Source organism: Brevundimonas sp. 2YAF1, assembly GCF_052114745.1.
In the GTDB taxonomy this organism is placed as follows: Bacteria; Pseudomonadota; Alphaproteobacteria; order Caulobacterales; family Caulobacteraceae; genus Brevundimonas.
The window spans coordinates 247151-274102 of sequence record NZ_JBFRFI010000001.1 but is presented as its reverse complement, the minus strand read 5'-3'; the positions used below and the strand labels follow the sequence as shown (position 1 = coordinate 274102).

Annotated in this window: 22 protein-coding genes, 1 tRNA gene and 1 pseudogene; 10 read left to right on the top strand and 14 right to left on the bottom strand. The window is 67.2% G+C overall.

The genetic code is table 11. The annotated features are described in order from the left end of the window. Positions 1 to 4: 4 nt before the first annotated feature. Complete coding sequence (locus AB4Y68_RS01295; RefSeq protein WP_441453351.1) at positions 5 to 2281, top strand: fused MFS/spermidine synthase; 2277 nt, start codon at positions 5 to 7, stop codon at positions 2279 to 2281. 166 nt (positions 2282 to 2447) lie between these two features. Here AB4Y68_RS01295 and mfd read toward each other — a convergent pair whose 3' ends face one another. Both mfd and AB4Y68_RS01285 read right to left on the bottom strand, forming a co-directional pair. Next, positions 2448 to 5909, bottom strand: a complete 3462-nt coding sequence (gene mfd, locus AB4Y68_RS01290; protein WP_441453349.1) for a transcription-repair coupling factor — start codon at positions 5907 to 5909, stop codon at positions 2448 to 2450. Then, a complete protein-coding gene (locus AB4Y68_RS01285) occupies positions 5909 to 6226 on the bottom strand; it encodes an FAD assembly factor SdhE (protein WP_441453347.1) in 318 nt (105 codons plus the stop codon). The genes mfd and AB4Y68_RS01285 overlap by 1 nt, the downstream gene beginning before the upstream one ends. Before the next feature lie 83 nt (positions 6227 to 6309). Here AB4Y68_RS01285 and recG point away from each other — a divergent pair, with 83 nt between their 5' ends. Further along, positions 6310 to 8400: an ATP-dependent DNA helicase RecG gene (gene recG / locus AB4Y68_RS01280; RefSeq protein WP_441453345.1), complete on the top strand. Its 2091-nt coding sequence runs from the start codon at positions 6310 to 6312 to the stop codon at positions 8398 to 8400. On the opposite strand, the gene AB4Y68_RS01275 is transcribed toward recG, so the two are convergent. From AB4Y68_RS01275 to kdsA, 4 genes are read right to left on the bottom strand one after another with little or no spacing between them, the layout of a single operon-like run. Next, positions 8397 to 9500, bottom strand: coding sequence for a DUF3089 domain-containing protein (locus AB4Y68_RS01275; RefSeq protein WP_441453344.1), 1104 nt, complete (start codon positions 9498 to 9500; stop codon positions 8397 to 8399). The genes recG and AB4Y68_RS01275 overlap by 4 nt on opposite strands. Next, a complete protein-coding gene (gene rfaD / locus AB4Y68_RS01270) occupies positions 9497 to 10498 on the bottom strand; it encodes an ADP-glyceromanno-heptose 6-epimerase (protein ID WP_441453342.1) in 1002 nt (333 codons plus the stop codon). Before rfaD ends, AB4Y68_RS01275 begins: the two co-directional genes overlap by 4 nt. Continuing rightward, on the bottom strand, positions 10495 to 11955 hold the full coding sequence (rfaE2, locus tag AB4Y68_RS01265; protein ID WP_441453340.1) for a D-glycero-beta-D-manno-heptose 1-phosphate adenylyltransferase: 1461 nt from the start codon (positions 11953 to 11955) through the stop codon (positions 10495 to 10497). The genes rfaD and rfaE2 overlap by 4 nt, the downstream gene beginning before the upstream one ends. An 18-nt stretch (positions 11956 to 11973) precedes the next feature. Next, positions 11974 to 12876 carry a 3-deoxy-8-phosphooctulonate synthase gene (gene kdsA, locus AB4Y68_RS01260; protein WP_441453802.1) on the bottom strand — a complete coding sequence of 301 codons (903 nt, stop codon included), beginning with the start codon at positions 12874 to 12876 and terminating at the stop codon, positions 11974 to 11976. 127 nt (positions 12877 to 13003) lie between these two features. On the opposite strand from kdsA, the gene sseA reads away from it, so the two are divergent. Further along, a complete protein-coding gene (gene sseA / locus AB4Y68_RS01255; protein ID WP_441453338.1) occupies positions 13004 to 13846 on the top strand; it encodes a 3-mercaptopyruvate sulfurtransferase in 843 nt (280 codons plus the stop codon). A gap of 90 nt (positions 13847 to 13936) precedes the next feature. Here the strand turns inward: sseA and AB4Y68_RS01250 are convergent, their stop codons facing one another. Continuing rightward, complete coding sequence (locus AB4Y68_RS01250) at positions 13937 to 15040, bottom strand: amino acid ABC transporter substrate-binding protein (RefSeq protein ID WP_441453337.1); 1104 nt, start codon at positions 15038 to 15040, stop codon at positions 13937 to 13939. A 78-nt stretch (positions 15041 to 15118) separates the two neighbouring features. Here AB4Y68_RS01250 and metC point away from each other — a divergent pair, with 78 nt between their 5' ends. Further along, positions 15119 to 16312 carry a cystathionine beta-lyase gene (metC, locus tag AB4Y68_RS01245; protein WP_441453801.1) on the top strand — a complete coding sequence of 398 codons (1194 nt, stop codon included), beginning with the start codon at positions 15119 to 15121 and terminating at the stop codon, positions 16310 to 16312. Here the strand turns inward: metC and AB4Y68_RS01240 are convergent. The 4 genes and pseudogenes from AB4Y68_RS01240 to AB4Y68_RS01225 all read right to left on the bottom strand — a co-directional run bounded on the left by AB4Y68_RS01240 (position 16271) and on the right by AB4Y68_RS01225 (position 17869). Then, positions 16271 to 16347: transfer RNA gene (locus AB4Y68_RS01240), tRNA-Arg, on the bottom strand. The genes metC and AB4Y68_RS01240 overlap by 42 nt on opposite strands. 31 nt (positions 16348 to 16378) lie before the next feature. Beyond that, positions 16379 to 16684 (bottom strand): ETC complex I subunit, encoded by a 306-nt coding sequence (locus tag AB4Y68_RS01235; protein ID WP_441453336.1) that lies wholly within the window; start codon positions 16682 to 16684, stop codon positions 16379 to 16381. Positions 16685 to 16767: 83 nt separating this feature from the next. After that, positions 16768 to 17070, bottom strand: a complete 303-nt coding sequence (locus tag AB4Y68_RS01230; RefSeq protein ID WP_441453334.1) for a sel1 repeat family protein — start codon at positions 17068 to 17070, stop codon at positions 16768 to 16770. Positions 17071 to 17148: 78 nt separating this feature from the next. Continuing rightward, a pseudogene (locus tag AB4Y68_RS01225) lies at positions 17149 to 17869 on the bottom strand (glutathione S-transferase N-terminal domain-containing protein). A gap of 178 nt (positions 17870 to 18047) precedes the next feature. Here AB4Y68_RS01225 and AB4Y68_RS01220 point away from each other — a divergent pair. Together AB4Y68_RS01220 and AB4Y68_RS01215 are read left to right on the top strand one after the other, a co-directional pair. Continuing rightward, a complete protein-coding gene (locus tag AB4Y68_RS01220; protein ID WP_441453332.1) occupies positions 18048 to 18524 on the top strand; it encodes an RcnB family protein in 477 nt (158 codons plus the stop codon). A 159-nt stretch (positions 18525 to 18683) separates the two neighbouring features. After that, entirely contained in the window at positions 18684 to 19652 is a 969-nt protein-coding gene (locus AB4Y68_RS01215; RefSeq protein ID WP_441453330.1) for an RcnB family protein, read from the top strand. Positions 19653 to 19846: 194 nt separating this feature from the next. Here AB4Y68_RS01215 and gatB read toward each other — a convergent pair whose 3' ends face one another. Genes gatB through gatC form a run of 3 tightly spaced genes read right to left on the bottom strand, consistent with a single transcriptional unit; the run spans position 19847 to position 23112 of the window. Then, complete coding sequence (gatB, locus tag AB4Y68_RS01210) at positions 19847 to 21340, bottom strand: Asp-tRNA(Asn)/Glu-tRNA(Gln) amidotransferase subunit GatB (RefSeq protein ID WP_441453329.1); 1494 nt, start codon at positions 21338 to 21340, stop codon at positions 19847 to 19849. A gap of 2 nt (positions 21341 to 21342) precedes the next feature. Continuing rightward, the gene (gene gatA / locus AB4Y68_RS01205; RefSeq protein WP_441453327.1) at positions 21343 to 22821 is read right to left on the bottom strand and encodes an Asp-tRNA(Asn)/Glu-tRNA(Gln) amidotransferase subunit GatA; all 1479 of its coding nucleotides are present in this window, start codon (positions 22819 to 22821) and stop codon (positions 21343 to 21345) included. A gap of 3 nt (positions 22822 to 22824) precedes the next feature. After that, positions 22825 to 23112, bottom strand: a complete 288-nt coding sequence (gatC, locus tag AB4Y68_RS01200) for an Asp-tRNA(Asn)/Glu-tRNA(Gln) amidotransferase subunit GatC (protein WP_441453325.1) — start codon at positions 23110 to 23112, stop codon at positions 22825 to 22827. A 120-nt stretch (positions 23113 to 23232) separates the two neighbouring features. On the opposite strand from gatC, the gene ruvX reads away from it, so the two are divergent. Genes ruvX through pyrC form a run of 4 tightly spaced genes read left to right on the top strand, consistent with a single transcriptional unit; the run spans position 23233 to position 26942 of the window. Beyond that, positions 23233 to 23700: a Holliday junction resolvase RuvX gene (gene ruvX / locus AB4Y68_RS01195; protein ID WP_441453323.1), complete on the top strand. Its 468-nt coding sequence runs from the start codon at positions 23233 to 23235 to the stop codon at positions 23698 to 23700. Next, positions 23700 to 24623, top strand: coding sequence for an AEC family transporter (locus AB4Y68_RS01190; protein ID WP_441453321.1), 924 nt, complete (start codon positions 23700 to 23702; stop codon positions 24621 to 24623). The genes ruvX and AB4Y68_RS01190 overlap by 1 nt, the downstream gene beginning before the upstream one ends. A gap of 40 nt (positions 24624 to 24663) precedes the next feature. Continuing rightward, positions 24664 to 25647, top strand: a complete 984-nt coding sequence (locus tag AB4Y68_RS01185) for an aspartate carbamoyltransferase catalytic subunit (protein ID WP_441453320.1) — start codon at positions 24664 to 24666, stop codon at positions 25645 to 25647. Further along, a complete protein-coding gene (gene pyrC, locus AB4Y68_RS01180) occupies positions 25644 to 26942 on the top strand; it encodes a dihydroorotase (RefSeq protein ID WP_441453318.1) in 1299 nt (432 codons plus the stop codon). Before AB4Y68_RS01185 ends, pyrC begins: the two co-directional genes overlap by 4 nt. The last annotated feature ends 10 nt before the right edge of the window (positions 26943 to 26952 follow it).

The window sequence follows — 26952 nt, the reverse complement described above, 5'->3', positions numbered from 1 at the left end:
GCGAATGACCGATTCCACCATGACCACGGCCTTTCGCAAGGCCGATGCGATAACACCCGCATTGTTCGCCGTCGCCATCTTCACGTCGGCGTCGCTGGTTTTTGTCGTCCAGCCCATGGTGACCAAGCTGGTCCTGCCCATGCTGGGGGGATCGCCGTCGGTGTGGAACACCTCGATGGTCTTCTTCCAGACGGCGCTGCTGGTCGGCTACGGCTACGCCCACCTGCTGCAACGGGTTCGGTCGCTGAAGTGGCAGGCGGCGATACATCTCAGCCTGTTGCTGGCGGCGGCGCTCTTCCTGCCGCTGCAGATCAACGGTCTGCTGGGCGAGCCGAACCCTTCCGCGCCCACCGCCTGGCTGCTGGCGACCCTGGCCTTGTCGGTCGGGGCGCCGTTCGCCGTCCTGTCGGCCACCGCGCCCCTGCTGCAAGCTTGGTACGCAAGGGTGCGCGCCGGCCATGCCGACGGCCAGAACCCTTATGTCCTCTATGCCGCCTCCAACCTCGGCAGTTTCCTGGCCCTGCTCGCCTACCCCGCCCTGATCGAGCCGCTGATGTCCCTGTCAGGGCAGAGAACGGGATGGACCGGGGGTTACGGCCTGTTCGTCGTGCTGGTGGTCGGTCTGGCCGCCCTGGTCTGGCGGCGGCGAATTCAGGATGCGCCCGAGCCGGCGCCCCTGGCCGTCAGCGCGCTGATCCCCTGGCGCGAGAAAGGCGTTCTGGTCCTGCTGGCCGCCGCCCCGTCCAGCCTGATGCTGGGCGTCACGGCCCACCTGTCGACCGACGTGGCCTCAGCCCCCTTCCTCTGGGTCGCGCCCCTGGCGCTCTACCTGCTGACCTTCGTCATCGCCTTCCAGGCCAAACCCTTGGTCAGACTGTCCACGACCCTGGTGCTACAGGCGGCCCTGGGCGTCATCGTCGTCAGCATGGTCGGCATGAACACTGGCCAATGGGTGATGCTGCTGCTGGCGCACTTGGGCGCCTTCTTCATTACCGCTCTGATGTGCCACCAGAGACTGGCCGCGCGGCGGCCGGCGCCTGACCGGCTGACGGAGTTCTACCTGCTGCTGTCGCTGGGCGGCGTCGTCGGCGGGGCATTCAACGCCCTCATCGCCCCCACGATTTTCAACGTGGTGTGGGAATATCCTCTAGTCATGGTGCTGGTCGGCCTGGCGCGGCCCTGGGGCGAAGGCGCGCTGTCGCGCCGCGAGATCATTATCCTCCTGCTGGGCGTCGGCATCGCCATCGCTCCGCCGGTAATCCTGGAGTTCATGCGCTACAACCCCGACTTCAGGGCGCTGCTCAGCGATCAGGCGCGGCTTCAGGTGGTGCAGTTCATTCTGGGCGGCGCCGCCATATGCGCCTTCCTGGTGCGGGACCGCGCCGTGCTGTTCACGATCATCATCGCCGTCATCACCCTGTCGGCGCACCACGTCGGCCGCGGCTATGACTGGAGCCTGAGCGAGCGCAGCTTCTTCGGCGTCATGCGGATCGCCATCACCCAGGATCCGGGCATGGGCGGCGACGTCCATGTGCTGATGCATGGCACCACCCTGCACGGCGCCCAGGCTCGCGCGCCCGACTTCGCCTGTGGCCCGACGATGTATTACGCGACCGCCACGCCTCTGGGCCAGGCGGCGCAGCGTATTCAGGCGCGCAGCCCGGCGGTAAAGATCGGCGTTGTGGGCCAGGGCTCGGGCGCCATGGCGGCCTATAAGCGGGCCGAGGACGAACTGACCTTCTTCGAGATCGACCCCATGGTGAACCGTGTGTCGCGCGATCCGTCCTGGTTCACCTATATCTCGAACTGCGCCCACGGCCCGATCCGCACGGTTCTGGGCGACGCCCGGCTGACCATGGCCAAGGAAGCGCCCGGCACCTACGACCTGCTGGTCATCGATGCCTTCTCGTCGGACGCCGTGCCGACCCACCTGCTGACGGTCGAGGCCATCCAAGGCTATCTGCACCTGCTCAAGCCTGACGGCGTGGTGGTGCTGCACCTGTCCAACCGCAACCTCGAGATCACCATGCCGGCGGTCGCCGCCGCCCGCCAGCTAGGCGCAGCGGACCTGCATCAGATCTACATCGAACAGCCCAACGCCCCGGAAATGGCCGAGGCCTCGACCGAGGCCCTCGCCCTCTCGCCTACCGCCGAAGGCCTGGCCGACTTCAAGGGCGACGGGCGCTGGCGCAAGCTGGCCCCGACCGATGTGCGGCCGTGGACCGACGACTACGTCAACCTGTTCGGCGCCCTGATCCGCCAGATGAAGGGGCGCGGCTAGGAAGGTTTCGCTTGCATTTACGGCGTCATCCCGGAAGCGGCGCAGCCGCTATCCGGGACCGCAAGAGACGCGGCGCTCAGGTCGTTGCAACCCAAACCGTCGCGCCCAGGGCGGTCCCGGCCTAGGGCGGTCCCGGCTCTTCGGCCGGGATGACGGTCACAGATGACTAGGCCGCCCCCACCACCCGCGCCAGGTCGGTCGTGATCCGCTCGGCGACCTTCAGGCGGTCGCTGGGGGTGGGCCAGTCGCCCTTGACCACGATCTTCTGATCCGGCCGAAGCTTCCAGAAGGCCTGGTTCTTCTGGATCAGGCCGACCAGCCCCATTGGATTGGGGAAGCTGTTGTTGCGCAGGGTCAGCACCGCCCCCTTGGGCCCGATGTCGATGCGTTCGATCGAGGCCGTGCGGCAATTCGCCTTGATGCCCACGATCCGCAGAAGCTGCTGCGCCTCGTCCGGCAACGGGCCGAACCGGTCGATCAGTTCGGCGGCCAGGGCTTCGCGGTCCTCGCTGCGTTCGGCGTCGGACAAACGGCGATAGAGGCTGAGGCGGACATTCAGATCTGGGACGTAGACCTCTGGAATCAGGACCGCAGCGCCGACGTTGATCGCCGGCGACCAGCCCCGGTCGGCCACGCCTTCGCCCTGCTCGCGCAGTTCGGCGACGGCGTCTTCCAGCATCTGCTGATACAGCTCGACCCCGACCTCGCGGATATGGCCCGATTGCTCGTCGCCCAGCAGGTTGCCGCCGCCGCGCTGATCCAGATCGTGACTGGCCAGTTGGAAGCCGGCGCCCAGATTGTCCAGCGACTGCAGCACCTGCAGACGCTTCTCCGCCGACAGGCTCAGCGGCCGCTTGGGATCGGTCGTCAGATAGGCGAAGGCTCGCGCCTTGGACCGGCCGATGCGGCCTCTGATCTGGTGCAGTTGCGCCAAACCGAACATATCCGCGCGGTGGACGATCAGGGTGTTGGCCGTCGGAATGTCGATGCCGCTCTCGACGATGGTGGTCGAGACCAGGACGTCATAGCTGCCGTCGTAGAAGGCGCTCATCACGTCTTCCAACTGGGTCGGGGTCATCTGGCCGTGGCCGACGACGAACTTCACCTCGGGCACCTGCTCGCGCAGGAACTTCTCGATTTCCGGCAGTTCCTTCAGGCGCGGCGCGACATAGAAGGCCTGACCGCCCCGGTATTTCTCGCGCAGCAGGGCCTCGCGCACCAGCACCGGGTCCCATGGGGTGACATAGGTCCGCACCGCCAGGCGGTCGACTGGCGGCGTGGCGATGATCGACATCTCGCGGATGCCCGACAGCGCCATCTGCAAGGTGCGCGGAATGGGCGTGGCGGTCAGGGTCAGCAGGTGAACATCGGCCCGCAGGGACTTCAGCTTCTCCTTGTGCTTGACGCCGAAGTGCTGCTCCTCGTCGACGATCACCAGGCCCAGATCGCGGAAACCGACCTGTTCGGCCAGCACGGCGTGGGTGCCGACGACGATCTCGAACGTGCCGTCTTTCAGGCCCGCGCGCGTCTCGTTGGCGTCCTTGGCGGTGACCATGCGCGACAGGTGCCGCACCGTGATCGGCCAGCCGGCGAAGCGCTCGCTGAAGGTCTTGTAGTGCTGGCGCGCCAGCAGGGTCGTCGGGCAGACGATGGCCACCTGCTGACCCGTCATGGCCACGACGAAGGCGGCGCGCAGGGCCACTTCCGTCTTGCCGAAACCGACGTCGCCGCAGATCAGGCGATCCATCGGGGTACCCTTGCCCAGGTCCTCCAGTACGTCGCCGATGGCGTTCAACTGGTCGTCCGTCTCCTCATAGGGGAAGCGGGCGCAGAACTCGTCGAACAGGCCCGACGGCGGCACGATGGCGTCGGAGACGCGCAGCGCCCGCTTGGCGGCCAGGGCGATCAGCCCCTCGGCCATGGCGCGCAGACGCTCCTTGGCCTTGGCCTTGCGGCCCTGCCAGCCCGCGCCGCCCAGACGGTCCAGTTGCACCCCGTCGGCGTCGGTGCCGTAGCGGGTCAGCAGATCGATGTTCTCAACCGGCAAGTACAGCTTGCTGTCGCCGGCGTAGAGCAGTTCCAGACAGTCGTGCGGCGCCTCCTGGATCTCCAGCGTCTTCAGGCCCTCATAGCGCCCGATGCCGTGATCCAGGTGGACGACCAGATCGCCCGCCGTCAGAGCCGAGGCCTCAGCCAGGAAGTTGGAGGCCCGACGCTTGCGACGCGGCCGCGCCAGACGGTCGCCCAGGATGTCGGTCTCGGAAATCACCGCCACGTCGTCGGTGACGAAGCCGTGTTCGACCGGCAGAACGGCCCGCAAATAGATGTCCTTGGGCGCGTCTAGGACATCGTCCCAGTCGCGCACTGGCAGGACGTGTTCCAGCCCGTGGTCCGACAGCATGGCCGCCAGACGCTCGGACGAGCCCTCGCTCCACGAGGCGAACAGAACCTGCTTGCCCGCTGATTTCAGGGTCTCGGCGTGTTTGGCCACGGCCGCGAACAGGTTGACGCTGTCCTGGGTGCGCTCGGCCGCGAAGCTGTGGCCCAGACGCCCGCCGGCGTCCTCGCCGCCCAGGGCCGGATCGGCGGCCAGCGGCGACAGGCGGCGCACGGCGCGACCGGCCAGGGCGCTGTTCCAGTCGCCTTCGTCCAGGTAGAGGCTGCGCGGCGCTGGCGCGCGATAGGCTGCACCGCCCTTGCCCTTGGCCGCCTCGCGCCGCGCCTCATAGGCGTCGGTGGTCAGGCTCCAGCGTTCGGCGCGCGCCTGCTCGACCTGGCTGTCGAGGAAGACCGGGGCGCTGTCGGGCAGGAAGTCGAACAGGGTGTCCAGCCGGTCGTAAAAGAGGGGCAGCCAGTGCTCCAGCCCCTGACGACGCGCGCCCTCGCTGACGGCGGCGTACATGGGCTCGTCGCCCGCCGCGCCGAACAGGTTCAGATAGCCGGTGCGGAACCGCGAGATCGACTCGGCGTCCAGCAGGATTTCGGACACGGGCAGCAGGGCGACCTGCTTCAGTTGCCTGGTCGAGCGCTGGGTCTCGGGATCAAAGGCGCGGATCGATTCCAGCTCGGTCCCGAACAGGTCCAGACGCACAGGCTCGTCAAAGCCGGGCGGAAAGACGTCAATGACGCCGCCGCGAATGGCGTATTCGCCGCGCTCCGACACCGTCGAGGCGCGCATATAGCCGTTGGCCGAGACGTAGCGTTCCAGCGCCGCCGTATCCAGATCGCGGCCGACGCGGGCCTCGAACCCGGCCCCGGTGACGGCCTGACGCGGCGGCGTGCGCTGGGTCACGGCGGCGATGGTGGCGACGACCAGCAGCGGCTTGGCGTCCGAGGGATCGCGCTGAGCCAGCCGGGTCAGGGTCGCCATGCGCTGCGCGGCGACCGACGCGGTCGGGCTCAACCGGTCATAGGGTAGGCAGTCCCAGGCCGGATATTCAAGAACTTCAATGTCCTTGGCGAAGAAACTAAGCGCCTGGGTGAAATTGCCCGACCGCTGATAGTCGCGCGCCACCAGCAAGCCCGCCCCGCCGTGCGCCCTCAGCCGTTCGGCGACGACCAGCGCGTCCAGCCCCTCGGGCGCGCCGCCCAGTTCGACGTCGCGCCGTGCCATCGCCTTGGAACTCATCAACCGATACCCTTGGCCACTTCCGCCGCTACATGTTCACGCATGAAGACCCGGATGCGCGCCAGCATAGGTCCGTCAAACTCGGGAGGCGTCGGCTCCTTCTCGATGATCCAGGCGTAGAGGTACTGGTCCTCTTCGTTCAGAAGGAACTCCAGTTCATCAAGCTCCTCGTCGCTCAGTGTCGGCCCGACCTGATCGGTGAACGGCCCCAGCACCATGTCGGCCTCGCGGAAGCCGCGTCGCCAGGCGCGATAGGAAATCCGGCCCAGGCGTTGGTGCTTCAGAGTGTCCTCTGGACGTGCGTCAATTTCGGCCACGCGGTTCCTTGCCCGGTCCGTTCATGTGAAGAGTTCGATCAGATAGCGTTCCCGTTCCGTTTTCGCCAGCTATGCTGAGGCTAATGCGGCCCGAGATTCTCTTTCCCCTGTTTGCTGACGTCTCCACCCTGAAGGGCGTGGGGCCTCGAAGCGCGCCTCTGGTGCATAAGCTGGCGGGTCCGCTGGTGCGCGACGTGCTGTTCCTGTCGCCGTCGGGGATCATCCAGCGCCGCCGCACGACCGCCGCCGCCGCCGTCGAGGGCGAGATCGGCATCTTCGACGTCCTGATCGACCGGCTGATCCCGCCGCACAAGATCGGCGCGCCGCTGAAGATGCGGGCGTCCGACGACACCGGCTTCGTCCACCTGATCTGGTTTGCTGGTTCCCCCCGCCATATCGAAAGCCTGGCCCCACGCGGGGAGCGTCGCCTGGTGACCGGCAAGGTCGAACGCTTCAACAACGAGGTGCAGGTCGCGCACCCCGACTACATCCTGCCGCTGGACAAGGCGGACGAGATTCCGCTGTCCGAACCCGTCTATCCGGCGACCCAAGGCCTGACCTCGCGCGTGGTGAAGAAGCTGGCGCAGGGCGCGCTGGCGGCGGCGCCGGAACTGGCCGAGTGGCAGGACGCCGCCTGGCTGTCGGCGCGGCGCTGGCCCGGCTGGCGTGCGGCGCTGGAGACGCTGCACGCCCCGACCTCGGAAATGGACCTGACGCCCGAGGCCCCCGCACGTCAGCGGCTGGCCTATGACGAGTTGTTCGCGCATCAGTTGGCCCTGGCCCGTCGCCGCCGGGCGCGTCAGATCACGCCCGGAGCGCGCATCACGGCGGGCGAAGCCTCGCAGCGGATGCTGGCCGCCCTGCCCTTCACCCTGACCGGCGCCCAGACCCGCGCCGTCGAGGAAATCCGCACCGACCTGGCCTCGGGCGAGCAGATGGGCCGGCTGCTGCAAGGCGACGTGGGCTCAGGCAAGACAGCGGTTGCAGCCCTGGCCCTGGCCGACGCGGCTTCCAGCGGCTTCCAGTCCGCCCTGATGGCCCCGACTGAAATCCTGGCCCGCCAGCATTATCAACGGCTGGCCCCCATGTTTGAAGCGGCCGGCGTCTCGACCGTCCTGCTGACCGGCCGCGACACCCAGGCCGAGCGGCGGCAGCGATTGGCGGCGCTGGCCTCGGGCGAAGCCCAGGTCGCCATCGGCACCCACGCCCTGTTCCAGGACGCAGTCCAGTTCAAACGGCTGGCCCTGGCTGTCATCGACGAACAGCACCGTTTCGGCGTCAACGAGCGTCAGCGGCTTCAGGCCAAGGGCGATCCGCGCTTCGGCGGGGTCCACCTGCTGACCATGTCGGCCACGCCCATCCCGCGCACGCTGGAACTGACCCAGTACGGTGAACTGGAAGTCAGCCGCCTGATGGAAAAGCCGCCGGGTCGCACGCCCGTCGCCACCGCCGTCCTGCCACTGGTCCGCATCGGCGAGGTCGCCAAGCGGCTGAAGGCCGCGATCGACAGCGGCGCGCAGGCCTACTGGATATGCCCCCTCGTGGCCGAGTCCGAAGCCATCGATCTAGCCGCCGCCGAGGAGCGCGCCAACGACCTGCGCCGCATTCTTCAGGTCGAGGTCGGCCTTGCCCACGGCCAGATGCCCGGGGCCGAACGCGAGGCGGTGATGGCCGAGTTCGCCGAAGGCCGCATCCCGCTTCTGGTCGCCACCACGGTCGTCGAAGTCGGGGTCGATGTGCCCAACGCCTCGATCATGGTCATCGAACACGCCGACCGCTTCGGCCTGGCCCAGCTCCACCAGTTGCGCGGCCGCGTCGGGCGCGGGGCCAAGTCCAGTTCCTGCATCCTGCTCTACGGCGGCCAAGACGGCGCCCTCGGCGAGACCGCCCGCGAGCGGCTAGAGACCCTGCGCCGCACCGAGGACGGGTTCGAGATCGCCGAGGAGGACTTCCGCCTGCGCGGCGGCGGCGACCCGCTGGGCCTGAAACAGAGCGGCTTCCCCGCCTATCGCTTCGCCGATCCGATCAAGCATCGCTTGTTGATGTTGGCGGCGTCCGACGACGCGCGCCTGATCCTGGGCCGCGATCCCGACCTGACCAGTCCGCGCGGTGAGGCCGTTAGGGTGTTGGAATCCCTGTTCGACTGGCGCAACGACCGGCCGGGGGTCGACTAGGAGGCCGGCTTCGCGTTCCAGGTTGCCAACCGCGCCACCGCATCGGCCTCGATGTCGGCGTAGAACAGGTTATAGGGCCGCGCCTTGCGGCGGTCGGCCCAGCCGCTGAACTCGCGGAAGGATTCCGACTTCAGCACCGTGTGGCGCAGCAAGCCGTCGCGGCATTGGGTGGCGATCTGGCGGTCGAGGAAGGCGGGGCGAACCCCCCACTCCAGTCCCGTGGCGTTGGCCGCGCCCAGATGCCGACGCGCGGGAACCGCAGCGCCATCGTCGCTGCCGGACACCGGATTTACGCACAGGGCCGGGCGATCCCCCAGTTCGACCAGTCGCCCCCGATCATCCCAGACCAGGGCGCGCCGAAGCCGCCGACGGGCGGCGCCTTCATCGCCCTCGCCCACCTGCGACCAGCCGACGACGCAATCCGTCTGGTCCCGCGCATGACAGGCGATGATCGGCGCGGTCTGGTCCAAACTGACGATGGCGTCCATCAGATAGACCGCGACCAGCCGTTGGCGCAGCCCAGCATCCCTGGCGACGCGCTCATGCACCAGACGCGCGATCAGATCCGCCCCCTGCTCCACGCCGGCCAGGATGATCGGCCCGCGAGGGTGATCGATGAGCCATTGATCGAAGGCCTTCTCCACGTCGCCATAGGCGAAGGCCCGGGCTTCGCGCGCGTCTTCGCGCATCGTCAGGCGGGTGTAGAGGCTGGCCTGCCGATAGCGCGGCGCGCTGATGGCCCCGGCGCGCGCGAAGGGGCCGGCGTAGTTGGGGATGACGACCCGTTTCAGATAGGTGTCAGCCTGGCGGTCGCCGATCGGGCCGTTCCACCCGGCCCCGCCGTCGTAGGTCGTCGAATGAAGAAAGAAGATCGCGGCGTTTTCGGCGCCGGGCGCCCGCGCGTCCAGCAGGGCCCAGGCTGCGGGCTGACGATAATCAGGCGCGGGGGGCGGCTCATAGGTCTGGAACGGAATCTGGGGATCCAGAGCGGCCTTTAGAATATCGCCGCGCCAGACCACGACGGCAGCCACCAGAATGAAGACGAGCGCAAAGCCCGTGTAGCCGACCCATTGGCGAAAGGTCAGGCCGGGCTTTTTCATCGATAGGAATCCGGCTGGGACAGGAAGTCCTGAACGTAACGACGGACGCCTTCTTCCAGCGGGGTCGACTGGCCGTTGAAGCCGACCGCGCGGATGCGGTCCATGCTGGCCTCGGTGAAATACTGATACCGATCGCGGATCGCCTCGGGCATGTCGATGTAGGCGATGGACGCCTCTTTGCCCGCCGCCGCGAAGGTCGCGCGCGCCAGATCGGCGAAGGACCGCGCCTGGCCCGAACCGGCGTTGAACACGCCCGACACGTCCGGCGTCTGCAGCAGCCAGTCGATGATGTTCACCACATCATCGACATAGACGAAGTCGCGCAGTTGGCCCCCGTCGGGATAGTTGGGGTTGTGCGAGCGGAACAGGCTGACGGTCTCGCCCGCCTGAACCTTGGGCCAGATCTGGGCCACGACCGACTTCATGCCGCCCTTATGGCCCTCGTTCGGGCCATAGACGTTGAAGAATTTCAGTCCTGCCCACTGGCGCGGCGCCTGACCGCGATCCGCTTGCCGCACGGCATACTGGTCGAACAGGTATTTCGAATAACCATAGGCGTTTAGAGGGCGAAGCGCATTCAGGCTCTCAGGATCGTCGCGATCCTCGAACCCCGTCTCGCCGTCGCCGTAGGTCGCCGCCGACGAGGCGTAGATCATCCGCACGTCGCGAATGGCGCACCAGTCCCAGATGTCGCGCGACAGGCTGAAATTGGTGCGCAGGATCAGGTCCGCGTCCGGCTCGGTCGTCGAGGAGATGGCGCCCATATGCACCACGGCCTCGATGCGCTCGGCGTGGCGCTCCAGTTGCTCGAACAGCTCTTCCGGCGCCCACAGATCGGCGATGGGGTGCTTGGCGATGTTCTTCCACTTGGCGAGATCGGCAGTCTCCAGCCGGTCGCAGACGACCACGTCCCAGGCGTCGCTCTCGCACAGGCGAGCGACAATGTTGGAACCGATGAAGCCAGCCCCGCCCGTCACCACGATTATGCGCGGGGTCATGCCTTGTCTCCGGTCATCTTCTCGATCGTCTTGGTGGTGGAATAGCCATCGGCGAAATCGGCCAGACGGACGACGCCGCCCCAGCTCTCGACCTCGGTCGCGCCGACCACCTTGTCCTTGGTGTAGTCCGCGCCCTTGATCAGGACGTCGGGCCGCAGCCGCTCGATCAGGGCCATCGGCGTCGGATCATCGAAGGCCGTCACCCGGTCCACGCTGGCCAGACCGCCGATGACGACGGCGCGGCTGTCCAGATCATTGACCGGCCGCCCCTCGCCCTTGAGACGACGCACCGAGGCGTCCGTGTTCAGCGCCACCACCAGTCGGTCGCACCAGTTGCGCGCCTGAGCCAGATAGGCCACGTGGCCGCGGTGCAGGATATCGAAACAGCCGTTGGTGAAGCCGACCTTCAGGCCCTGACGCTTCCACGCCTCGACCTGATCCGACAGTTCGTCCAGCGGCGTGACCTTGGACTGGGCCAGGGCCGCGTGCTGGCTCATCTCGGCCTCGATCAGCTCGGCGGGCGACACGACCGCCGTGCCGCTCTTGCCGACCACGACGCCCGACGCCAGGATGGCGAACTGCACCGCGGTTTCCAGCGACGCGCCCGCGCCGAGGGCCAGACCCAGCGCCGCCAGCGAGGTGTCGCCCGCGCCGGAGACGTCAAAGACTTCGCGCGCGCGACCGGGGAAATGCACCACGTCCCCGCCGCGTCGGGCCAGGGTCATTCCCTTGCCGGCGCGGGTGACGACGACCGCCTTGGCCGTGGTGGAGGCCAGCAGGGCCGCCAGCGCCGCCTCGACCTCGACGTCCGCCTCGACCGGCAGGCCCGTGGCGCCGGCCAGTTCGCTGGCGTTCGGCTTGATCAGATCGACCGCGCCATAGCGGGCGAAGTCACGGCCCTTGGGGTCCACGATGACCGGCGCACCGTATTCACGCGCAGCCCACAACGCCGCCTCGATCAGGGCGTCGTCCACCACGCCCTTGGCGTAGTCCGACAGCAGGATCGCCTTGGCGCCCATGAAAACCGATTTGTCGCCATAGGCGCTGGTCGCCTGCTGTTCATCGTCCAGCCGCAAAAGTTGCTGACCGGCCGCGACGAAGCGCGTCTTGACGATAGTGGCCGCGCCCTCGGGGCGGACCAGCGCGTCTTCGACCCGGTCCTCGGCGGCGATCAGGTCGGTCAGTTCTGCGCCCGCCGCATCCTGTCCCGCCACAGCGCCCAATCGCGCGTGACCGCCCAGCGCCGCGACGTTGCGCGCCACATTGCCCACGCCCCCGGGCATGGCCACGGTGCGGCGCGCGCGCAGAACCGGGATCGGCGCCTCGGGTGAAATCCGGCTGACCTCGCCATAGACATAGCGGTCCAGCATCAGGTCGCCCACGCAGGCGACCTTCAGCTCATGCACCTGCGCCAGCAAACCCTGCAGCGCGCCCAAATCCAGTGATCGTTCAGCCATGACGCCGAACTACCGGATTCAGGCCAGGTTCGCCATCGGCGCCTTGACGCCAACCTTGATAGCCAGGTCGTCGAAGGCGATCAGTTCGGCGGCCAGGGCCTCGAACTGGTCCAGCGGCACCATGTTGGGACCGTCCGACGGGGCGTTGTCGGGGTCTTCGTGCGTTTCCAGGAAGACGGCGTCCACGCCCACGGCCACGGCGGCGCGCGCCAGAACCGGCACAAACTCGCGCTGACCGCCCGAGGACGTGCCCTGCCCGCCGGGCTGCTGCACGCTGTGGGTGGCGTCGAAGACAATGGGGCAGCCGATCTCGCGCATGATCGGCAGGGACCGCATGTCGCTGACCAGGGTGTTGTAGCCAAAGCTGGCGCCGCGCTCGCAGGCCATGACGTTGGGGTTTCCAGCGTTCACCACCTTGGCGATGACGTTCTTCATGTCCCACGGGGCCAGGAACTGACCCTTCTTGATGTTGATCGCCTTACCCGTGGCGGCGGCGGCCAGCAGCAGGTCGGTCTGACGCGACAGGAAGGCCGGGATTTGCAGCACATCGACGGCCTCGGCCACGCCTTCGCACTGCGCCTCGGAATGAACGTCGGTCAGGGTCGGCAGGCCGGTGACTTCGCGGATCTCGGCGAAGATCGGCAGGGCGTCCTTCAGGCCGATGCCGCGCGCTGCGGTCGCGCTGGTGCGGTTCGCCTTGTCGAAGCTGGTCTTGTAGATGATGCCGACGTTCAGCCGGTCGCCGATTTCCTTCAGCCGATGCGCCGTCTCCAGCGCGTGCTGGCGGCTTTCCATCTGGCAGGGACCGGCGATGAAGACGATACGGCGGCCGCCGCCGATCACGACGGGCTTCTTGAGGCCAGCGGACAGTTCGATGACGGCGTTGGGACGGTTCACGGCGGCGCTTTCGTCTGTTTGAATCAATCAGGTCGCGAGCCTGTGCCGCAACTTTGCGTCCGACAGGTGGCGTCGAACCCTCAGTTTCGCAACCTACAGGGCGACTCAGCGCCTGACCACATAGGTCGACAGCCTGTGTTATCCTGCCGCCATGTCTAGCCTCTCGAACAGCCCCCTGATCTCCACGCAAGCGTTGGCGGATAGCCTCGGCGCTCCCGACCTGCGGATCATCGACGCCAGCTGGTGGTTGGACGGCCGGGACGCGCGCGCGAGTTTCGAGACTGAGCGTCTGCCGGGGGCGGTGTTCTTCGATCTGGAGGAGACCTCCAACCACGCAAGCCCCTATCCGCACATGCTGCCTACGCCGACGGCCCTTGCCGAGGCCATCGGCGCCTTGGGCGTTTCCGAGAGCGACGACATCGTCGTTTATGACGCTCAGGGCCTGTTTTCGGCGGCGCGGGTCTGGTGGACGCTGCAGATCATGGGCGCGAAACGGGTGCGCGTACTGGACGGCGGCCTGCCCAAATGGCGGGCAGAGGGACGGCCTGTGGAACAGGGCGCCGTCGCCCCCGGAAAGGCGTCGCCTTTCCATCCCGCCTTGGACGCTAACCGCGTTGTCGATCTGGAACAGGTTCGGCAGGCGCTGGGCGGCGAGGTTCAGGTCGTGGACGCCCGAGGAGCGCCCCGGTTTCGCGGCGAGGCCGCCGAACCGCGCGCGGGCGTACGCTCTGGCCATATGCCGGGCGCGCTCAACCTGCCCTTCGGCCAACTCCTGAACGCGGACGGCAGCCTGAAACGCGGCGCGGCGCTGGAAGCCGCCTTCCGCGACGCCGGGGTCGATCTGGACCGTCCCGTCATCACCAGTTGCGGCTCCGGCGTGACCGCCGCCATCATCAGCCTCGGCCTGGCCGAACTGGGCCGGTCGTCGCGGCTCTATGACGGTTCATGGGCCGAATGGGGCGCGCGTGAAGACGCCCCAATCGAGGTCGGCTGATGTTGGAGGTCAGCTAAGGAACCCCGAGGGCGTCGCCGCCGATGGTCAGGGTGACGATCAAGCCGCCCTCGCTACCTGTCGTCGGCGCGCCTAGCGGATGGGCAGACCATAAACCAAGCCTCCCGACCGTGCGCTCCATTGCGCATTCAGGCCCCGCGCGAGGTTCAACGGAGATTGCGCGCCCAAATTCCGTTCAAAGATCTCGCCGTAATTTCCGCCTGCGGCGATGGCGTCGCGCGCCCAGGTCCGGGGAAGACCCAGCGACGGACCGAATTCCCCTTCCTGGCCCAGCAGGCGGCGAATGCGCGGATCCTGGCTGTCACGCTCCAGCGCCGCGACATTGGCTTTCGTCACGCCCAGTTCCTCGCCCAGGATCAAGGCGTTCAAGGTCCAGCGGATCACCGCCGTCCACTGATCGTCGCCCCCGCGAACGACCGGCCCCAACGGCTCCTTGGAGATCACGTCCGGCAGGATGACGTGCTGCTGCGGGTTCGGCAGCGTCGTGCGCGCGGCCGCCAGGGCCGAGATGTCCGCGGTGAAGGCGTCGCACGCCTCACGCGCATAGGCCTGCCGCGCCTCCTCCTCCGTTTTCACCACGACCGGGCGATATTCGATGCCCCGCGTCCTGAAATAATCCTCGACGTTCAGTTCGGTGGTCGATCCTGCCTGGACGCAGACCCGTGCCCCGTTCAGTTCGGCCGCGCTGCTGAGGTTGAGCGCGCGACGCACCAGGAAGCCTTGCCCGTCGTAATAGTTGACGCCGGCGAAGCTGAGCTCACCGCCAGTGTCGCGGCTCATGGTCCAGGAGGTGTTGCGCCACAGCACGTCGATGCGCCCGTCCCGCAGAGCCTCGAATCGCTGCTCGGCCGTCAGAGGCACGAAGCGCACGGCATCGGGATCGCCGAAAATGGCCGCCGCCGTGGCCCGGCAGAAATCCACGTCAAAGCCGCGCCAGGCGCCGCGATTGTCGGTGTAGGCGAAACCGACCAGGCCCTGATGCACGCCGCAGTTCAGCCGGCCGCGCTGCTTGATCGCCGCCAGGGTCGGGCTTTCGGTATTCGTCGGCAGAGCGACGGGCCTTGCAGGAAGGGCCTCGCTCGCGTCGGGTTTATGAGTCTCGGCGCGCCGTTCGCAACCGCCCGTCGCCACCGCGAAGGCTACCGCCGCTCCCGTCGCTATCCTTGACGCCCGCATTCCATCACCCTCGCCAGCTTGCGCCCCCGAAGACTTTAGAGCCCTCTAGGCGCGGAACCGCAACCCGCTGGAGATTTCATGCCTCGTCTTTCCGACCGCACCCGCTTGATCGCGTCGGCCACGCGTCGAGGCCAGGGACGGCGGCCGGTCAGTCCGCCGCTCGAGCGCGCCTCGACCATGCTCAGCGACGATCCGGCGACCATGCAGGATGCGACGGACGGCCCCGTCTATGGGTTGGAGGGGACCAGCGCGGCGAGAGAGTTGCGGGCGGCTCTGGCCGACCTGGAAGGCGGGGACGAGGCTTTCCTGCTGCCTTCGGGTCTGGCCGCCGTCACCGTGCCGCTGAGCGCCCTGCTACGGCCTGGCGACGAGGTTCTGGTCACCGACGCCGTCTATGGTCCCACACGACGGTTTCTGACCCGGCACATGGCGGCGCGCGGCGTAACGGCTCGTTTTCACCCAGCCGAGGCCTCGACAGCAGACATTCTCGGGGCTCTGAGCGAACGCACCCGTCTGCTGCTGATCGAAGCGCCAGCGTCGCTGACGTTCGAGATCGTCGATGCCCCGGCCCTGGCGACCGCCTGTCGCGAGCGCGGCGTGCTGACCGTCATGGACAGCACCTGGGCCGCCGGACTGTCGTTCCGGCCGCTCGAACACGGCGTCGACGTCAGCGTTCAGGCCCTGACGAAATACGCCGCAGGCCATTCGGACCTGTTCATGGGCGGCGTCGCCGTTCGGGACCGGGAGATCGGCCGCGCCATAGCGGACACCATCGACGACATGGGCTGGCACGTCTCGCCCGACGACGCCTGGCTGGCCTTGCGCGGCCTGCGGACCTTGCCGCTGCGCTACGCCGAACAGGCGCGCTCGGCGCTTGCGGTCGCCCAATGGCTGCAACAACGGCCAGAGGTGGCGCGCATCCTCTATCCGCCCCTGCCCGGCTCGGTCAGCCATGACCTGTGGCGACGCGACTATTCAGGGGCGGCGTCGCTGATGGGCGTGGTCATGAAGGGCGGCGACAAGGCCGCCGCCCATGCCCTGATGCGCGCCCTGTCCCTGTTCGGCATGGGTTATTCCTGGGGCGGGTTCGAAAGCCTGATCACCCACGAGACCCCGCAACTGGCCTATCGCCGCCACGCGCCGTCGCTGGAGGGCCAGCTTCTGCGCCTGCATATAGGGCTGGAGGATCCGGCCGATCTGATCGCGGACCTGGAAATGGGTCTGGAGGCGTGGCGCGCCCTGCAGGACTCGAACCTGCAACCGTCCGCTTAGAAGGCGGGTGCTCTATCCGGTTGAGCTAAGGGCGCGTTCAGCCAGGGCCGCAGCGAGAAGCCGGACTTAGTGCGTCCAGGACTGCTTGCGGTTGGTGGCGAAATTGTCGGCATAGGCCTTGAGGATGACCGGCGCTTCGTTCGGTTCATGCAGGCGGAAGGCGATGCCGTGACGCTCGGCGTATTCGACCGCTTCTTCCTTGGTCTCGAAGGTCAGGCGGACCTGACCGTTCATGTCGGACGAACTGGTCCAGCCGGTCAGCGGGTCCTGCGTCCGCGCCGAGGCGGGTTCGAACTCAAGGCGCCAGTCGTTGGTCTTGGCCTTGCCCGACTGCATCGCGGTCTTGGCCGGGCGATAGATGCGAGCGAGCATGAGCAGGAATCCTTCGGCGACTTGTCTTGGCCGGGTCAATAGCCCGCCGTCGCCGTCCGGTCCAGAGTCCGCCGCTACAAGCTTCAGGCAGCCAGAGTGGTCGAGCCCGCGTCGATCCAGCGGCGCGCGGCGCGCTGGGCCTCGGCGATCTCGTCGTGCTCCATCTCCTGGCTCATCTCCCGGCGATAGATGCGCGCCTCGATCGACCCCTTCATGGCCGCCAGGTTGAAGATCATGTGCGCCGAGACCCGGTCGATGGGACAGCCGTCCAGCCCGGCTGAATAGGCCAGCCCCAACCGGAACAGGGCGTCGCCGTCCATTTCGACGGTCGGCAGCGGCAGGGCCGCGGGGTCGATAGCTTCAGGCGCTCTGTCTTGCGCGGTCATAGCCAAATCCTCCAGGCGTCGGTCGTTCTGACCCTGCCTTTCGAACCTCATTCAAATACCGGCGGTTTGAAATTAGAGTTAACGGGCGCGTTGGCCGAACAGGACGCTCCGCGCGGCCTCCGCCGCCTTGCCCGAGGCGGCCAGATTGGCGCGCCATTCCTCGCCCACCGCCCTGCCCGCCTTCACAGCCGGCCGCGCCCCGACCCGCTCCATCCAGGCGGCGAGATGCGGAAACTCGATCAGGCTTTGTCCCTGATGCGTCGGCAAGATCCAGGGCCAGATCGCCATGTCGGCGATGGAGTAGTCGCCCGCGACATAGTCCCGATCCGCCAGTCGCCGGTTAAGCACGCCATACAGCCGGTGCGTCTCATTGGTGTAGCGCCGGACGCCATAGGCGAGCTGGCGCTGATCCTTGATGAGGGTCGGCGCGTACTGTCGGAAATGATGCGTCTGGCCCGCCATCGGCCCCAGGCCGCCGACCTGCCAAAAGAGCCACTGATCGACCTCGGCCTTGGAGCGCGCATCGGTCGGATAGAAACGCCCCGACTTCACTCCCAGATTATTGCAGGATGGCGCCGGACTCGAAGATCGACAGCAGCTGGCCATCAGGCCCGTCAGGATCGACGATGGCGGGCATCCGGCCATTCGGACTGATCGCCTGGAACGTCGGCGCGAACTGTTCGCCTGCGCCGATATTCACCGGCTTGACGACATAGGGCAGCCCCATCTCCTCCAGCGCAATGGAAATTTTCCAACCGTTGGGCGTGGGCCAATACCAGAGCTCTATGGGCTGGGTCATGGTCGCCTGGTCCTTCGTGTTTCAGCGATCAGAGATGGCGCGCGCGACATGAACAGACAAGGCTGAAACCTGACATCTCCGTTCAGGACGAGTTCATGCTCCAGGGCCGACTTTGGCCTCCTGTTTCAACGGGCCGTCCGCAGCTTACCTTCGGCGCCCAGACCAAGGAGACGTACAGATGAACCGCCTGACCAAGGCTGCCCTCGTCGCCCTGGCGCTGACCACTACGGCCGCGCCGCTGGCGGCCCAGGCCCAGAACCGCCAAGATCATCGCGAATGGCGTCAGGACCGACGCGACGACCGCAATGATCGTCGCGACTATCGCCAGGACCAACGCAATGACCGTTGGGACCGCAACAACCGCGACTGGTGGCGGGGGCGCTCCGACTTCCGCGACTATCGCGGCGCCCGCAACGGCTACTGGTATGCGCCGGGCCACGGTTATTACCGGGTTGATCCACGCTACGCCGGCTATCGCTGGCGTCAGGGCGGTTATCTGCCCTCGGCCTACCGCGGCTACTATGTGAATGACCCTTACTACTACGGTCTGCCTCCCGCGCCGCGCGGCTATCGCTACGTCTACGCCGGCAACGACATCCTTCTCATCGCCGTCGCCAGCGGCCTGATCGCCAGCGTTTTGAGCAACATCTACTAGGTTCGATCACAGTCTGCTGAAGCCCCGCAAAGCCTCGCTTTGCGGGGCTTTTTCTATGCAAGCTGTCAGTTTCCAACGACCGATGTTCAGCCGCGGTTCATGGCCATGGCGCCAGATTACCCTTCAAGCCGCCGTTCTTGGCGCGCAAGGAACAAGACCATGAAACGTTCCCTGATGGTGTTCACGGCCATCGCCAGCTTCGTCCTTCCGGCCGCCGCCCCCTTGGCGGTCATGGCTCAGGACCAGCAGGCGCAGGCGGAAAACTCACCACGCCCTGCCCGCGCCCAGCGGAGGGCCGAAAGCGGCGATCAGGCTGTATCGCCTCAACAGCGCCAGAATGCCCCCCGCGCGAATGATCCCCGGCCTGATCGGGCTCAATGGTCGGGCGGAGAAGGTCGCCCGGACAGCCAGCCGCGCCCGGACAGACCCAGCCGTCCGGAACCTGCCGGTGACCAAGGCCGCCCCGACGGACAGGGGCGTCCCGAGGGTCAGTGGCGTCCCCAGACCCCGCAACCGGATCAACCGAACAGCCGCCCTGGCCGTCCCGGCAGCCAAGAGCCGGGACGTCCGGATCAGATGGGAAGTCCGGATCGATCGAACCGAGCCGACCGACCTGGCCGACCCGACCAATCGAACCGCCCTGATCGTCCCGGTTCGCAGCAATCTGGCCGCCCGAACCAACCGGATTGGAACCGGCCAGGGCGCCCGGGAGCGCAACAACCGGGGCGCCCGAACCGGCCCGGCTGGAACCAGAACCGCGACTATCGTGATTTCCACAATCGCTGGAACCAGGATCAGTGGCGGCGCGACTGGAACCAGCGCCACCGCAGCGACTGGTGGCGCAACGACCAGCGCTTCCGCGGCTGGAACGGCGTGCGGCTCGGCTTCTATTTCGCGCCAGGCTACGGCTACTATAGCGTCCCCCGCGCCTACTGGAACCGTCAGTATTATGTCGGCCAGTATCTGCCGGACATTTTCTGGCGCTATCAGGTCAACGACTGGCGGACCTACGGCCTTGGCTACCCGCCTCCGGGGACGCGCTGGGTCTATGTCGACAACACGATCTATCTGATCGACGACTACGACGGCTACATCATCGACGTCGTCCGCGACGCCTGGAACTGGTAGCCGGCGTCGCAACGAAAGAGGCCCCGGAGAGCAATCTCCGGCGCCATTTTTGTGGGCCGCGGTCAAAAGGCTCTGCCTTTTCGACCCGACGCGGCCTGGCGCTTCGCGCGCGCTCAAACAGCGAGCGACCGCGTCGCGAGCGTTAGCGACCAACGGGGGTTTGGGCGCGCAAGCCCCCAAGCGAATGCCTTAAATCAAAGCCCAAGCTTTGATTTAAGGATGTCATTCACCGCGGCCGGGTTGGCCTTCCCGCCCGTCGCCTTCATCACCTGACCCACGAACCAGCCCAGCGCTTGCGGCTTCTCGGCCACGGCTGCGGCCTTGTCCGGGTTGGCGGCGATGATGTCGTCGACGGCTTTCTCGATGGCCCCGGTGTCGGTCACCTGCTTCAGGCCGTGCTTCTCGACCACCTCGGCGGGGCTGCCCTCGCCGTTCCAGACGTGGTCGAACACCTCCTTGGCGATCTTGGACGAAATGACGTTCGTCTCAATCAGTTCAACCAGCTGGGCGACGTGAGCCGCCGGCAGCGGGTTCTCGCTGAAGTCCTTGCCGTCGGCAGCCAGACGCGCCGAGACCTCGTTGGTGACCCAGTTGGACACCAGCTTGGCGTCGCGGCCCTTGGCGGCGGCTTCGAAATAGTCGGCCTTGGCCTGTTCCGAGATCAGCACCACGGCGTCGTATTGCGACAGGCCGTAGTCGGCCATCAGGCGACGGCGCTTCTCGTCCGGCAGTTCCGGCAGCTTGGCCTTAATGCCGTCGATCCAGGCCTGTTCCAGCTCCAGCGGCAGCAGGTCGGGGTCGGGGAAGTAGCGATAGTCCATCGCCTCTTCCTTGGAGCGCATCGAGCGCGTTTCGCCCGCCGTCGGATCGTACAGGCGGGTTTCCTGCGTGATCGAGCCGCCGTCTTCGAGGATCTCGATCTGGCGGCGCGCCTCGTAGTTGATGGCCTGGCTGATGAAGCGGAACGAGTTGACGTTCTTGATCTCGCAGCGCGTGCCGAGGTGGCTGAAGTCGCCCGTCGCCTTGAACTTGGCGTAGTTGCCGACGCGGCAGACCGAGACGTTGACGTCGGCGCGCAGGTTGCCCTTGTCCATGTCGCCGTCGCAGGTGCCGAGATAGATCAGGATGGTGCGGATCTTCTTGACGTAGGCGACCGCCTCTTCCGGCGAGCGGATGTCCGGACGCGAGACGATCTCCATCAGCGCCGTGCCGGCCCGGTTCAGGTCGACGTAGCTTTCGGTCGGCGACAGGTCGTGGATCAGCTTGCCCGCGTCCTGTTCCAGGTGCAGGCGCTCGATGCCGACGTTGAAGAAGCTGCCGTCTTCGGCCTCGACCTCGACCACGCCCTCGCCCACGATCGGGAAATACAGCTGGCTGATCTGATAGCCGGTCGGCAGGTCGGGATAGAAGTAGTTCTTGCGGTCGAACTGGCTGCGCTTGTTGATCTGGGCGTTCAGGCCCAGGCCGGTCTTCACCGCCTGCTCGACGCAATAGCCGTTCAGGGTCGGCAGCATGCCGGGGAAGCCGGCGTCGACCAGCGACACCTGCTCGTTCGGCCCCGCGCCAAAGCCCACGGCCGCGCCCGAGAACAGCTTGGCCTTCGACGCCACCTGGGCGTGGATTTCCAGCCCCATGACGATTTCCCAGTCGCCCGTGCGACCTTTGATCAGTTTCGAGTTCTCAGTCATGCTCACCACCAACGATCCGGCTTGGCCACAAAGCCGGCAGACTCTTCCAGCGCGCTCGCGACCTGGAAGACGGTCGCTTCATCCAGCGCCTTGCCGATGACCTGCAGACCCAGCGGCAGGCCGTTGGCGTCGACGCCCGCGGGCACCGAGATGCCCGGCAGGCCGGCCAGGTTCGTCGTCACCGTGAAGATGTCGTTCAGATACATCTGCAGCGGGTCGATCTGCTTGTCGCCCAGGGCGAAGGCGGCCGACGGCGTCGACGGGGTCAGGATGGCGTCCACCTTGCCCCAGACGTTGTCGAAGTCCTCGGCGATGCGGCGACGCACCTTCAGCGCCTTGACGTAGTAGGCGTCATAGAAGCCCGCCGACAGCACATAGGCGCCGATGATCAGGCGACGCTTGACCTCGGCCCCGAAGCCCTCGGCGCGCGAGGTTTCGTAGAGGTCGGTCAGCGAGGTCGGGCCTTCGGCGCGATGGCCGAAACGCATCCCGTCATAGCGGGCCAGGTTCGACGACGCCTCGGCCGGGGCCACGATGTAATAGGTCGGCAGGGCGTATTTGGTGTGCGGCAGACTGATCTCGACGATCTCGCAGCCGGCGGCCTTCAGCCACTCGACGCCCTGCTCCCACAGCTTCTGGATCTCGGCGGGCATCCCGTCGATGACGTATTCAGCAGGCACCCCGATGCGCAGCCCCTTGACCGACTTGCCGACCGACTGGGTCCAGTCGGGCGTCGGAATGTCGAGGCTGGTCGAGTCCTTGGCGTCGAACGAGCACATGGACTTCAGCAGGATGGCGGCGTCGGCCACCGTCTTGGTGATCGGCCCGGCCTGATCCAGCGAACTGGCGAAGGCCACCATGCCGAAACGGCTGGCGCGGCCATAGGTCGGCTTGATGCCCACGGTGCCGGTGAAGGCGGCGGGCTGGCGGATCGAGCCGCCGGTGTCCGACGCGGTCGCGGCAAGGCAGAGGTCAGCCGCCACGGCCGAGGCCGAACCGCCCGACGAACCGCCCGGCGTCAGCTCGGCGTTCGAGGTCTTGGACTTCCACGGGTTCTTCACCGGACCAAAGGCCGAGGTCTCGTTGGACGAGCCCATGGCGAACTCGTCCATGTTCAGCTTACCCAGCATGACCGCCCCGTCGCGCCACAGATTGGCGGTGACGGTCGATTCATACGGGGGCTTGAACCCGCGCAGCATGTTGGAGCCGGCGGTCGTCTGCACGCCCTCGGTGCAGAACAGGTCCTTGATGCCCAGCGGCGCGCCTTCCAGCGCGCCAGCGGTCCCGGCGGCGATCCGGGCGTCAGAGGCCCGCGCCTGTTCCAGCGCCTTGTCCGTCGTCACCTCGACAAAGGCGTTCAGCGCCGGGTTCGAGGCTTCGATATTGGTCAGGAAGGCCTTGGTCAGTTCCTCGGAGGAGAAGGTCTTGGCCTTAAGCCCGTCCAGGGCGTCCTTCAGGTTCAGTTTGGTCAGATCAGTCATGGCTTACTCGACCACCTTGGGCACGACGAAGAAGCCGTCGGCCGACTTCGGGGCGTTCGACAGGACGGCGTCCACCTTACCGCCGTCGGTGACGACGTCTTCGCGCAGGCGCAGGGGCTGGGCGACGTTGGAGGTCATCGGCTCGACACCCTGCACGTCGACCTCGTTGAGCTGCTCGATCCAATTCAGGATGCCGTTCAGCTCCTGGGCCAGCGGCTCCAGGCGGTCCTCGGGGGTCTTGATGCGGGCGAGGTGGGCGACACGCCTCACCGTCGCGGCGTCGATAGCCATGGAAATCTCCGAAATTCCTCCAGCCGCAACGAAAGGGAGTCGTCGCAGACTGATGATTGTCGTGGGTTAACCGCCCGATGCGGCTTCGACAAGCGTTCCGCATTGCAATATGGGACGTCCGTGCCCGTATTTGACCTTGCCGACCTGCCCGCCGCCTGCCCGCCCGACACCCCCTGGATGGGGCTGGATCTGGGCGAGAACACCATTGGCGTGGCGGTGTCCGACACCAGCCGCATGATCGCCAGCCCGCTGCAACTGATCCGCAAGGTGAAATTCAGCCAGGACGCCGAACAGCTGATCAAGCTGATGAACGGCCGCAACGTCTCGGCCCTGGTCATCGGCCTGCCGCTGAACATGGACGGCTCCGAAGGGCCGCGCGCCCAGTCGTGCCGCGCCTTCGCCCGCAATCTGGAGCGCCTGCGCCCCGTCAATGTCGCCTTCCAGGACGAGCGCCTGTCGACCAGCGCCGTCGAACGCTTCCTGATCGAAGAGCTGGACCTGAACCGCAAGCGCCGCGCCAATGTCGTGGACCGCACCGCCGCCGCCTGGATCCTGCAAGGCGCGCTGGACCGTCTGCGCGACTACTGATGCTGGCCTTGCTCGCGGGCATCGTGCCCGTCTTCCTGCTGATCGCGCTCGGCTACGGGCTGAGGAAATCCGACTTCCTGCCGGACGCCGCCTGGCGGCCAATCGAGAAGCTGTCGATCCACATCCTCTATCCGGGGTTTCTGATCCCGGCGATCTGGCACGCCGATCTTTCCGGCGGCGGCGCAGGCGCGGCTGGCGCGGCGGCTGTCAGTTCGGTCGTCGTCATCGCGGCCTTCACCCTGGCGATGAAGCCGCTGCTGAAGATCGAGGGGCCCGCCTACACCAGCGTGTTTCAGGGCGCGATCCGCTGGAACAGCTTCGTCTTCCTGCCGGTGATTCAGGCGACCTTCGGACAGGACGGACTGGCCCTGGCCGCGGTGGTCATCGCCGCCATGATCCCCGTGACCAACATCCTGTGCGTCATCGTCCTGGCCAAGTGGGGCGCGGACCAGCGCGGCACCTCGCCGCTGGCCCTGACGAAAGCCATCCTGGCCAACCCCATCCTGCTGGCCTGCATCATCGGCCTGGCGCTGAACGTAATGGGCGTGCCGCAACTGCCGGGCATCTCCAACACGCTGAAGCTTCTGGGCGCCAGCGCCCTGCCCCTGGGTCTGATCGTGGCCGGCGCGGGCCTCAGCTTCCGCGCGGTGGCGCGCACGCGCCTGACCATCGGAGCCGTGACCTTCGTCAAGCTGATCATCACCCCGCCGCTGATGTGGGGCCTGTGCGTCCTCTATGGCGGCGACGAGATGGCTCAGGGCGTCGCCCTGATGTGCGGCGCCGCTCCGGGCGCCGCCGCCTCCTATGTCCTGGCGCGTCAGATGGGCGGCGACGCCCCGCTGATGGCCGGGATCATCGCCCTGACGACGGTGCTGTCGGCGCTGGGGATTCCGCTGGCCTTGACCCTGTTCGGCTACGCCTGACCTTCCCCTGAAGCAGACTCGGCTCTATAGCGGCGTCTCGATGACCCATGCCGCTTCCGTCACCGAAACCATTGAGGAACGGCTGCTGCCGTTTCCCCGTAATCATTTCCTCGCCGCCGGCGATCTGAACCCGCCCGCCGCCCTGGCGCTGCTGGATCTCGCCGACGCCTTCGTCGACTTCAATCGGCAGTCGGCCAAGGGGATCGATCTGATGCGCGGCCAGACGGTCGTGAACCTGTTCTTCGAGAACTCGACCCGCACCAGTTCCTCGTTCGAGATCGCGGCCAAGCGTCTGGGCGCCGACGTGGTGACCATGCCGGTCTCGGCCTCCTCGGTCGCCAAGGGCGAGACCCTGATCGATACGGCGGTGACGCTGAACGCCATGAAGCCGGAAATCCTGGTGGTCCGCCACGCCTCCTCGGGCGCTGTGGACCTGCTGTCGCAAAAGGTCGGCTGCGCCGTCGTCAACGCCGGCGATGGTCGCCACGAACACCCGACCCAGGCCCTGCTGGACCTGCTGAGCCTGCGCCGCGCCTTTGGCGACGTGGGCGGCCTGACGGTCGCCATCTGCGGCGACATCGCCCACAGCCGCGTGGCCCGCTCCAACGTCGCCCTGTTGTCGATGATGGGGGCGCGGGTGCGCCTCATCGGCCCGCCGACCCTGGTGCCCGGCGACGCCGACCGCTGGGGCTGCGAGGTCTTCCACGACATGAAGGAAGGTCTGGCCGGCTGCGACGTGGTCATGATGCTGCGCCTTCAGCTGGAGCGGATGACCGGCGCCCTGATCCCCTCGACCCGCGAGTATTTCCGCTTCTGGGGTCTGGATCGCGAAAAACTGGCCTGGGCCGCGCCCAACGCCAAGGTGATGCACCCCGGCCCCATGAACCGGGGGGTCGAGATCGATTCCGATGTGGCCGACGACCTGAGCGTCTCCCTGATCCAGGATCAGGTCGAGATGGGCGTCGCCGCCCGCATGGCCGTTCTGGCCGCCCTCGCCCACCGCCGCGCGGGAGCCGCCGCATGAACGCTGCCTCTACCCCGCTGGCCATCGTCAACGCCCGCCTGCTCGACCCGGCCAGCGACTATGACGGCCCTGGCGCGGTCCTGATTCAGGGGGGGCGGATCGTCGAGGTCGTCCACGGCCAGGCGACCCAGCGCCCTGACGGCGTCACCGTCATCGACGCGCAAGGCCGCTGCCTGGCGCCCGGCCTGATCGACATCCGGGTCAAGACCGGCGAGCCGGGCAACGAGCCCAAGGAAACGCTGAAGTCGGCCAGTCTATCGGCGGCGGCGGGCGGCGTCACCACCATCGTCATTCAGCCCGACACCGATCCGGCCATCGACGATCCGGCCCGGATCGACCACATCCAGCGGCGCGGCGCGGCGCTCGATCTGGTCAACGTCCGCGCGGCGGGCGCGGCGACCCAGGGCCGCGACGGCCAGCGCATGGCCGAGATCGGCCTGATGCACGAAGCGGGGGCCCTCTATTTCACGGACGGCGACCGGGTCATCGTCAACACCCGCACCCTGCAACGGGTGATGAGCTACGCCGCCGCCTTCAACGCCCTGATCGCCTGCCGCCCGGCCGAGCCCTGGCTGTCGGAGGGCGCCGTCGCCACTGCGGGCGAACTGGCCACCCGGCTGGGCCTGTCGGGCTCCCCCGCCATCGCCGAACGTATCCAGCTGGAGCGCGACCTGGCCCTGGTCGAACAGACCGGCGCCCGCTTCCTGGTCGACCAGATCTCGACCGAGGGCGCGCTGGAGACCCTGGCCCGCGCCCGCGCTCGCGGGCTGGAAGTCTCGGCCTCGGTGTCGATCAACCACCTCTGCTTCAACGAGATCGACATCGGCGACTACCGGACCTTCTACCGGCTGGACCCGCCGCTGCGCGCCGAGAGCGACCGTCAGGCCCTGGTCGAGGCCCTCCGCGACGGCCTGATCGACGCCATCACCTCGGCCCACGCGCCTGAGCCTGCCGAGAACAAGCGCCGTCCCTTCGCCGAGGCCGCGCCCGGCGCCGTCGGTCTGGAAACCCTGCTGCCCGCCGCCCTGATGTTGCACCACGAGCACGGGCTGGACCTTCTGGACGTCCTGCGCCCCCTGACCCAGGGTCCCGCCGGCCTGCTGGGTCTGGACGCCGGGGTTCTGGCCCAAGGCGCACCCGCCGACCTCGTCCTGTTCGACGCGGGCGCTCCGGTTGTCATCGACGCGGCCACACTTCGTTCGAAATCGAAGAATTCGCCCTTCGACGGCCGTCGTCTGCAAGGGAAGGTCTTGCTCACGGTCGTCGGGGGACGCATCGTCCACGACGCACGCTAAACGGGAGCGA